The organism is Streptococcus pseudopneumoniae, assembly GCF_001072665.1.
Lineage (GTDB): Bacteria > Bacillota > Bacilli > Lactobacillales > Streptococcaceae > Streptococcus > Streptococcus pseudopneumoniae_S.
Genome location: NZ_JVJI01000009.1, coordinates 21,635 through 31,151, shown reverse-complemented (window position 1 = coordinate 31,151; position 9,517 = coordinate 21,635). Strand labels below are relative to the sequence as shown.

Below are 9,517 nucleotides of genomic sequence, written 5' to 3'. Positions count from 1 at the left end.
CTTTTCTTTTAACATATGTTCTGGTTGAATTATTTTACTATTCTCGGAAAAGAAGGATGGCCTCCGTGCTAGGGCGCGAACTTAGGCATTTACAATACTATAAAATCACACCAGTAAAAATTGACTTTAAACAATTGCTAGGCTTTTTAGTAGTTATTGGTGGACTAGTATTTTTTATGTCCTTGTATTATTTTTACTCAGGTAACTTACTTTTTGGTTTAATGCCTAATGCAATCATCTTTCTATATTTATCGACTTCTAATGTTGCATTTGGAACTGAAAGTCATCACTTATATAAAATAAATGATAAAATACTAAAATAAGATATCGCCGATATCGAGATACTCCTCGAAGCTTGGGAAAAACTCATGTTTTCTTAAATTAGTAAGGATTAGAATGCAAAAAATAAAATTATATTATAAAGGGAATCTTCGATACCTATTATTTTATTATCAGGGGAGACAGTATCTATTAGATAGATCTCCTAAACATTTTCTCGGATACGTCTGTTTGCCTTTAAACTGGTATTTTTATCAGAAAGTTTATGCTATTTCAGATGAAGAACTTGTTAAAATCGAAGAAAAAAACGCTAAAGCGAGCAAATTTATCCTTCCAACGTCATTAGCCGCAGGATTGGCAGTTTTTGTGAATGCCTGGGCTCGTATGAATCATATTGATTTATTTACCAACTTTTATGTAAATTTTTCGATTGTAACTAGTTTGCTTTTAGTAGTTATTGGTCTATTATTGTCTTTTGGTTTGCTTCAGATTTTATATTCTAACAAGAAAAAAGATTTGGAAAAATTACTCAATAGATCGTTGGAGCAATCTAATTATTATAAAATAAAACCAGTAAATTCATTGCGATTTTACGTAAAAATGCTTCTTTTACGCCTATGTTTTTTTGCTTTAGCTCTTATATTTGCCTTAGCTTTTATTTATATAAAAAATGTTGCTATGCTTTTGATGATGATTTTAACAATGTTCATTTTTCTTGCAAGCATAAACGTTGCCTTTGTACCTGGAGAAGAACGGGAATATGAGATAGTTGATGTTAGATCAAATAATAGTAAAAATTAAACGAAGTGATTAAAGTTAATAAGGAATTCAATTATGAAGAACCAATACACCCAATATATAGGACGATTACAAGATCTGATTAACTTAGAATATCCAGGTCAGAAGTTATACCCGGGAATTACACAGGATATATATAAGCTAACTAAGCTTATAGAACGAGGGGAAAATATCAATAACATTAGTTTTTTTAGTTTAGCGAGAAGATTTGTAGATGAAACAATGGATTATAAAAGTGACATTTTAGTCGTCTTAAAACAATTGGAGAAAGAACTGAAAAAAGGAAATGAAAGAAAAGAATAAACAATATAAAGGACTAGTTCATCTAGGAGAGTTTAATAAGGAATGTGCGCACCAACTAAATCTTTTTTGGTCTGTGATAATTCTGCAATATTAAATAAAGGAAGCAAATTTATATGACAATAGAAATTCAGCAATACAAAAGTTGTACGATATTAAAAAACAATAATGATTATCAGATTCTGTGGAGTAGAGGGAAAGAAGTGCTTAATTTTCCCATTAGCCAGGAATTAGTAGAACGTGTTTCAACATCAGAAAAAGATTCTTTAGAAGTAATGTTTTATTGTGAACATCATCGTTGGCCACAGAAAGATGAGTTAGAAGATTATAATCAATCGGATACGATTGTACATAGAGGCAATGGATTTATTGTATATGAGACAGACGGCTATTACGAAATTAGCTTCTTTAAAGAAATTGGCGGAGCCATGGGGCCAGAAGTTCGCTATCCTATTATTAAAGAACTGATGGATAGAGCATTTGAATCTTCTAGGGGAGCATATGAAGTCATGATTTATGCTGAAACAGGAAGCTGGCCTTTATAGTAAAGTGGATGACATTATAAGAGAAACCAATAGAATTCAGATGAAGTCTCAACAGATAGTTCATTTGCATTAGGGAATAATAAATCAGTATATTTATAGTAATAGGCAAAGGAGATGAGAATGGAAACTATTTATTTAAGTCAAAAAGACATGTTGGAAATCTGTCAAGATGGTGACAAGTATTTTTTACGTTATCCAACTTTTAATATTACCATGCCAGAAGTGGTTCAAGAAATCCCAAAAGAAGCTGCCGACAGCTATATGTCTGGAGAACATACTGGAAAAGAGTTGATGAATTATGCACAATATGGTTTTTGGAAATCAAAAAAGCAATATACACAAGATGAATCTAGTAAACTTTTCATTGAGAATAATCCTTCCTTTATTCTAAAAAATCCCCAAAATAGTCGTCGTCTTTTTTCAGCAGAGGAATTTACTCAAATTGCCACCCAAGCCATCGTTTCAAAATTGCAACCTAGCGAACTTGACTCTATTGGTATAGTTGATAATCATTTAGAGTTACTCCTTGTGGATCCAATTGGCTGGGAGGAAGAAACAGAAGCAGTTCATCTAAAAATCCTTCAAGAAAAAATTAACAATTATATCTACTTTCTCGAAGGCAAACAGTATATGGAACGATACGGTGATGACTTTGACCAAAAAGTCATCCATATCACTTTCCAGTATTCTCCATCTGATAATGGACTAGCCTTTCTTGCAGCGGTTCAGAAAGTGTTGCAGCCAACAGATATGAGCCTGAAGGTAGAATTACCGGATGATGGCATTTTTTCAGATAAGGAAAATATATCGGAAGGCTCAAATCATCCCAATCAAGATTAAGAAAAGGTATCCTAAGAAAGATATCTCCAGATTAAAAAAGAATATAAAATTCGACTAGTATTAGTAATAATTCTATTCGTATTATTATCTATACTAAGCATCGTGCTTATCGTGAATTCAAATAGGTTTATTCCATTAGGAGCGGCAGCTATGGCTACAGTTTTACCTTTTAACCATTTCTTACTAGTTCCGCTTTGGAAAGAGAAACAAGCCATCGAAGAATTGCACCCTGAATGGAAGGCACTTAGCACCAGTGGAGTTAAGGTTTCATCAGATGAATCAGATAAAAAGATATTTCCGTTTATCGCATCGATTCTAGCCTTATTCTTCACATTTTCGGTGTTGTATAGACCTGTCAAAGAAAAGTTCAAATTCTGAACCTGTATCTACTACGACAACATCAGATTTGAACGATAACTCATCAACTGAAGAAAGTACACAAAATCAAACTTCAAGTAAGGAGAGTCAAAATTACCCTTACCATATTTCTGGAATGAGTGATGAGGGAGTTAAGAGGGTTATTGATAAAACATTGAAAGATTTAAAAGAGAAACGAGAGAATGAAGAAAATATAGAACAGACTGGGTCAGGAAATGAGTGATGTAGTACGGAAAATTTGTTGTTGTGAATATGGTATAATGGAATACGTGGAGGGTTAGTATGCGTAAAGAATATTTAGTTTACCAAAACAAAGTATACTCTAATTTTGTGAATTATATAAATGACTATATCCTTCTTTCAGAAAATCCGGAAATGTTGAAAGAAGGCTATTTCCCCTATAGTTCCTATGTAGATGGTGAAGGAGAAGGTCTATACGGGAAGCTTGTGCCTTATAGTGAGGTTAGTCAAAGGTATTTGGTTTGTGATAGTGTCTTGTATAAAGATCATGAATTTGAAATCGCAGGTCACAAGCATGGGGATGATGATTTTACAGCACCTGATTCTTATGTGCGAATATTGGTTTCTGATAAAGAATTTTTAAATGAAAACAATATAGCAGATGGCGCTTCATTGATGGATGATAAGTACGGTCATATTACGTATGCATCAGGAAAAATCCCTGTCAGCGAAGTAACGATTCTACGTCGTAGAAAGGATTTGCCAGTAGACCGAAGGAGAAAAATATGAAATCAGTTAATTTTACAATAAAAAGCAACCAATCACTAAGAATTGGTGAGGTGCTTCAAGCAGAACTTTTTGAATGTTACAGCGTTTCCGCTAAGGATGCAGGATTAAAGCCATCTGCAGACTCTCTTATTTCGGATTTCCATTCTGTTCAGTTTGGGGTCAAAGAGAAGTCTAGTCTAGGGTTCCGTCTATCTTTTGATGGTCAAGCCTATCAGGTATCTGTTCCAGATTTGGCGACAGCTTCTGACTGGACTGGGGCCTTGATGTTCTTGAAAACATTGCTGGTTCTTTTAGATGTAAGAGTGTGTGAACATGATGGCGTGGACTATGATAAAGATTCTATTCTAGAATTTCATTTCACAGATATTTTCTTATCAGCTCTTTCAGAATTGACTAAGGAAGTAAAAGTTCATCCTATAGTAGAAGTTATGGGAGTGAAACGTCCTATTTACATCAATGAACTTTACCTAGGGCAGATTATCCATGTGCCGGATGATCAACTCTTAAATAGTTATGACCAGCGTTTGCGCTTTACCCAACAGCTAAATGCTTATTACTCTGAGCAACAAGTTTTTAAAGTAGAGCAAAATGGAGAGGACATCATTATCCCTATCAATTATCTAAATAGTGAAGGACGAACAATCTTACCGGCTCAACCAGAGCTAGAACCTCAATATTTACAAGAGTATCGAGGAAGTAAAGTTGCAGTTGCACGACTGTTTATCATGACAGCCGATGGGGAAAAACTAGCCGAGGTTCCTTATCGGGAATTCTTAGAGTCATTGACTGAGGGAATCTATATGCTAGATGCCAAGTATGTTCTTGTGGATCCAATTTCTCCTGAAATGTTTCAGAAGTTATCACAAAACTAACATTCTAAGAAACTTATTAGTTTGTTCAAGATTGAAAAGTTTACCATCTGATATTTTTTTCAGGTGGTTTTCTTTTTCCTTAAGTTCCCCATTTTATTTTTTCTGTATTTATTTTATGCTATAATAAGACAAAGTTTTAATACCATCATTCAACAATAGTGCAAGTAAATACCCAGAAATAGGTAGAATATATCAATGGAGTAAATAAATGCAGATATATAAATTGAAAAATAAAGAAAATTATCAAAATTTTGTAAAAGACTATCGTGAAATAATGAAGGAAGGGAAAGAAGCTGAAGTTTTTCTAGGGACGGAACCGAAGTATCGTTTTCGACAACGAGATTCTTATGATGTGAATAGTACAGATATTGGAGTATTAATGGAATATTGCTTATATCCTCTGTATGTGGAAGGTGATGAGGATATAGCAAGAAGAACTTTTGACATCTTGAAAGATTTTAGCTTATCGACTGACCTAGTCAAATTAGATAAGGTGACTGATTATATTTCTATGCAAGGCAGTCGTTTAAGAAGATATACAAGCCTTCCCTTTGTTATTGAAACAGATGAATTGGTAAGAAATATTATAGAAAGCATTTCAAAATTATCGGATGAGCAGAAACGTACTTATACCTATGAAAGACTATGTAATGTATTAGACCGTAGTCCATTATACAGACAGTGTGACGAAGAAAAGGTAGAGAAGATTCTTAAGGAATTCAAGGAAAAATACTACAATCCCCCTAAGGTAGTAGAAACCATTAAAACAGCTGAGAAAATTGAACTAGATGTTACAAGCATCGATGCTATGGGTGTTTCTGATGACCATCTGGAGTTGTTGTTGATTGATGAAAACAAATGGATAGAGTCTCTGGAAGAGGAACATCTCTTGAAACTTCAAGAAAAACTCAATAACTATATCTACTTCCTCGAAAGCAAGCAGTATGTGGAGCGATATGGTGATAACTTTGATAAAAAAGTCATCCACATCACCTTCCAGTATTCTCCATCGGATAATGGACTAGCCTTTCTTGCAGCGGTTCAGAAAGTGTTGCAGCCTACAGATATGAGCTTGAAGGTAGAATTGCCAGAGTAATAAAGGGAGCGGAAACGATGCTAGCTATTTTTATTGATTCTATAGGTGACAAATCAGGGACCTATAAATTGTTAAGAAACCATTCATCATTGCCTTTTTCTTTAATCCAATCCAGAATCAAAGATCATGACACAGTGATAGAAGTAGACATGTTAGATTTGGATGGATTGAGAAAGGTTCGAGAACTCATCCATGAGTTGAATGCCATTGGAACTAAGGTTACGATGAGGGATTCTACTGGTATTATCACCTTAGAAATAGTAAATAATCTTATTTCCACCTTTGAAGAAATTGCGGCAGAGAGCGAAGAACTGGATGCTCTGATGTTTGAAGAGGAAGAGTGATTGACACGTTTTTCAGTGGATCACTAAGTTAGTTTTTAGTAATAGAAGGAAAACTGATGAATGATAATAGAAATTTATTGCGCTTCCTACAGGAGTTGATAGACGGTCTTGTAGATCTTATCAGTGAGAAAGAATATCAGGAGTTTGTCCTTGATTCCTTAAAACTTTCCAAACAGGAGCTTGATAAAGAGAGTGATTTTTGCCCAGATATTTTATATAATCGACTGGAAAATATAGACGAGCAGGATATCTTGACATTTCAGGTGTTGGATAAGAAAACCAATCCACTAGTATGGAACTGTATCGCTAATTTCTATGTCCTAGTTTGTCACTATTCATATTTCGCTTCGGAAGAAATATACCTACCACAAGCGATTGAAAGTGTCGACGAGGACATACTTGAGGTTTTTTCCTTAAGTTACAAACAAATCCTAGCTGAAAATAGGGAACTTATTTCACAAATATCTGGGCCAGAAATAGAAGGATATTTAAAGGATGAGCTCGTTAAAAACTACTTTGGACCACTATTTTTATCTGATGAAAACGAATAGGCTATTCGTTCAAGTATAGATCAGGAGAGGATATGCTTACTAGTTATTTTATGTTGATTTTTGCTGAAGCAATTGCGAATCGTATGGAAACACAATACACTTCACACATTCGAACCGCCTTGGATGCGTGTTGGAGTTTTTTGGAGAATAGAGATAAAAGGGGAGAGGAACTTTATCGCCTTTTAGATGATGGGACAGACTTCAGTGGAAGATTTATCTACATGCAATTAGATGAAAATGAAGCGAATAGTCTCTTGTGGGACAACATTAGTTATGCAATAGGTGTGACTGCTAAAGAAGCTTTTGAGTTTGAAAATAAGAAAGAGCTTCCTTCTCCCTTAGAGAACATTGAACCAGAACTACTTGATGTCTTTATTGATAATTTAAAAGAAATCAGCATGGATCTTTATCATCACGTCGAAACAGTAAAAATTTTCATCAATAGAAATCCATACTCATCAAGAGAATCTGCCCTAAAAGAACTATATAAGATGGGCTTACTATGATAGTCAGATTGGAAGATTTGGCGAAAAATCAAAAAGAACACCCCAGAAGTTAGAGTCTCATCTCTACCTTTTGGGGTGTTGTTTATTTTTTATGGTTAAGCATTTTACATTACCCATGTACGGATGGCATGGGCAACACCAGATTCGTCGTTAGATTTGGTGATGTATTTGGCGATTTTTTTGAGTTCTGGATTTCCATTTTCCATAACAACGGGATTCCCAACGACTGCTAGCATGGCACGGTCATTTTCTTCGTCACCGATAGCCATGGTTTCATCTTTGGTCAATCCTAGTTTTTCAGCTAAGTGAGTAATAGCTGAACCTTTATCTACATTCTTTTTAAGGAGTTCGAGGTAGAAAGGAGCAGATTTGTTGATGGAGTAGCGCTCGTAAAATTCGGCTGGTATCTTTTCAATCGCAACATCAAGGATTTCTGGTTCATCGATGAACATACATTTGACAATTTCCTTGTCAGCCATTTCTTCAGGAGTGCGGTAGAAAATAGGCATGCTGACGAGGGTTGATTCGTGCACTGTGTATTTTCCGATATTGCGATTGGCAGTGTAGATACCGTCCTTGGTAATGGCATGCATGTGGACACCAAGTTTGCGACTGAGAAATTCCATATCCAGATAATCCTCGTAGGTCAAGGATTCACTGATAATCTCATGGCCTGTAGCGGTTTCTTGGACAAGGGCACCGTTGAAGGTTACAACATAGTCACCCTCGTCTCTCAACTGCAAGTCGTCTAGAAGTTTGGCAACACCTGCGATGGGGCGGCCAGTTGCAATCACGACTTTGACACCAGCTTCTTTGGCATCTTGGATAGCAGAAAAGACTTCAGGAGTAATCTCCTTTTGACTGTTGACTAGAGTTCCGTCGATATCAACGGCGATTAGTTTAATACTCATAAATTTCCTCTTTTAGTTTTTATTTGGGGTAAAATGATCGTTCTCAATCAAGTGTAAAAATTGCTGGGTAATGCTAGCAAAGATACTGTTTTGATCCAACATTTCTTTTGGGAAATAAAAACGATTATCTCCGTGACGACTACCAGCAAGGGATTGGACGATAGGAGACAGGCTAGAGAGTTCAGCCAGTTCTCCATTTTTTTGTAAAATCTCAATCTGTGTCCGTGGATTTTCAGATTCGGGACGATAGATATCATAAGGGAGGTCAAAGTTCTTATGAATGGCAGTGTAGTAGTCTGGATCAAAGCCGATGTCCTCAACCAATTTTCTCATGCTAGCGAGTTGGTCTTGATCCTCTTGTGAAAAGGTAATTGATTTAAAGACCTTGCGATTGACAAAACGTTGTGATAAGTCTGCTAAAATCTTGTCAGGACTGGTCATCCAGAGCTGGAAGTAGGTATTCATCACTCCATCATCCAGAGCCAGATAATCAGATAAGGTCACATTTTTTTCAAAGAATGGCAGGAGGTGTGGGGAAGTTCGTGCAAAGAAATCTTTGTCTTTTGGATAGAGTTCCTTGGCGCGCTTGAGAAGATTCTGCAGGAGAACTTCCATGGCACGTGTTGCAGGGTGGAAATAGACCTGCATATACATCTGGTAGCGACTGAGGACATAGTCTTCGATGGCATGCATGCCATTGCGCTGAAAGGCAATACCGTTTTCAACAGGACGAATGACTCGGAGGATGCGAGTCAGGTCAAATTCTCCATAGGAAGCTCCAGTAAAATAGGAGTCGCGCAAGAGATAGTCCATGCGGTCTGCATCAATCTGACTAGAAATGAGTTGCACGACCTGCTTGTTAGGATAGGTATGGTCGATGACACTTGCTACCTTTTCTGGAAAATCTGGCGCCACTTGTAGCAGAACTTGGTGAATTTCTGTCTCAGGGCTTTGGATAATCTCCTGAGTAATGGCTTCATGGTCTGTATCAAAGAGATGTTCAAAAGTATGGGAGTAGGCACCATGTCCTAGGTCATGTAGGAGAGCAGCGGTCATGGTGAGGAGTGATTCGGCAGGATTCCATTCTTCAGGATATTTCTCTTCAAAAATCTCTGTGATGCGTCGTGCAATTTCATAGACTCCTAGACAGTGGGAGAAGCGGCTGTGCTCCCCACCGTGGAAGGTATAACTGGAAGTTCCCAGTTGTTTGATACGACGCAAACGCTGAAATTCTTTTGTATTAATCAAGTCATATATGATTTGATTATTGACATGGATGTAGTTGTGAACTGGGTCACGGAATACTTTTTCGTTCATATGACCATTATAGCAAAATCCTTCTCTTTT

13 protein-coding genes and 2 pseudogenes are annotated in these 9,517 nt (G+C 36.4%); 13 read left to right on the top strand and 2 right to left on the bottom strand.

The window, feature by feature from the left end; genetic code table 11:
* The 13 genes and pseudogenes from ADH52_RS00780 to ADH52_RS00725 form a co-directional block, all read left to right on the top strand.
* Positions 1–323, top strand: a pseudogene (locus ADH52_RS00780) (hypothetical protein); the annotation flags it as partial.
* A 73-nt stretch (positions 324–396) separates the two neighbouring features.
* The gene (locus ADH52_RS00775) at positions 397–1,080 is read left to right on the top strand and encodes a DUF443 family protein (protein WP_049491576.1); all 684 of its coding nucleotides are present in this window, start codon (positions 397–399) and stop codon (positions 1,078–1,080) included.
* Between the two features lie 33 nt (positions 1,081–1,113).
* Positions 1,114–1,380 carry a hypothetical protein gene (locus ADH52_RS00770; RefSeq protein ID WP_049509466.1) on the top strand — a complete coding sequence of 89 codons (267 nt, stop codon included), beginning with the start codon at positions 1,114–1,116 and terminating at the stop codon, positions 1,378–1,380.
* A 113-nt stretch (positions 1,381–1,493) separates the two neighbouring features.
* Positions 1,494–1,922 carry a hypothetical protein gene (locus tag ADH52_RS00765; protein WP_049509464.1) on the top strand — a complete coding sequence of 143 codons (429 nt, stop codon included), beginning with the start codon at positions 1,494–1,496 and terminating at the stop codon, positions 1,920–1,922.
* 120 nt (positions 1,923–2,042) lie between these two features.
* A pseudogene (locus ADH52_RS00760) lies at positions 2,043–2,699 on the top strand (DUF6572 domain-containing protein); the annotation flags it as partial.
* 213 nt (positions 2,700–2,912) lie between these two features.
* Complete coding sequence (locus ADH52_RS11595; RefSeq protein ID WP_239668899.1) at positions 2,913–3,140, top strand: hypothetical protein; 228 nt, start codon at positions 2,913–2,915, stop codon at positions 3,138–3,140.
* A gap of 28 nt (positions 3,141–3,168) precedes the next feature.
* Positions 3,169–3,363, top strand: a complete 195-nt coding sequence (locus ADH52_RS11590) for a hypothetical protein (RefSeq protein ID WP_239682117.1) — start codon at positions 3,169–3,171, stop codon at positions 3,361–3,363.
* Positions 3,364–3,422: 59 nt separating this feature from the next.
* Positions 3,423–3,890, top strand: coding sequence for a hypothetical protein (locus tag ADH52_RS00750; protein ID WP_049509461.1), 468 nt, complete (start codon positions 3,423–3,425; stop codon positions 3,888–3,890).
* Positions 3,887–4,762: a DUF4299 family protein gene (locus tag ADH52_RS00745; protein ID WP_049509460.1), complete on the top strand. Its 876-nt coding sequence runs from the start codon at positions 3,887–3,889 to the stop codon at positions 4,760–4,762. Before ADH52_RS00750 ends, ADH52_RS00745 begins: the two co-directional genes overlap by 4 nt.
* 208 nt (positions 4,763–4,970) lie before the next feature.
* Entirely contained in the window at positions 4,971–5,858 is an 888-nt protein-coding gene (ifs, locus tag ADH52_RS00740; RefSeq protein ID WP_049509458.1) for an NAD glycohydrolase inhibitor, read from the top strand.
* Positions 5,859–6,007: 149 nt separating this feature from the next.
* Positions 6,008–6,202, top strand: coding sequence for a hypothetical protein (locus tag ADH52_RS11585; protein ID WP_239668900.1), 195 nt, complete (start codon positions 6,008–6,010; stop codon positions 6,200–6,202).
* 56 nt (positions 6,203–6,258) lie between these two features.
* Positions 6,259–6,753: an Imm6 family immunity protein gene (locus ADH52_RS00730; RefSeq protein WP_049509454.1), complete on the top strand. Its 495-nt coding sequence runs from the start codon at positions 6,259–6,261 to the stop codon at positions 6,751–6,753.
* A 32-nt stretch (positions 6,754–6,785) separates the two neighbouring features.
* Complete coding sequence (locus ADH52_RS00725) at positions 6,786–7,259, top strand: Imm6 family immunity protein (RefSeq protein WP_049509452.1); 474 nt, start codon at positions 6,786–6,788, stop codon at positions 7,257–7,259.
* Between the two features lie 104 nt (positions 7,260–7,363).
* Here ADH52_RS00725 and yidA read toward each other — a convergent pair whose 3' ends face one another.
* Positions 7,364–8,170 (bottom strand): sugar-phosphatase, encoded by an 807-nt coding sequence (gene yidA / locus ADH52_RS00720; RefSeq protein ID WP_049509450.1) that lies wholly within the window; start codon positions 8,168–8,170, stop codon positions 7,364–7,366.
* 12 nt (positions 8,171–8,182) lie between these two features.
* On the bottom strand, positions 8,183–9,487 hold the full coding sequence (locus ADH52_RS00715) for an HD domain-containing protein (protein WP_049491559.1): 1,305 nt from the start codon (positions 9,485–9,487) through the stop codon (positions 8,183–8,185).
* Positions 9,488–9,517 lie beyond the last annotated feature (30 nt).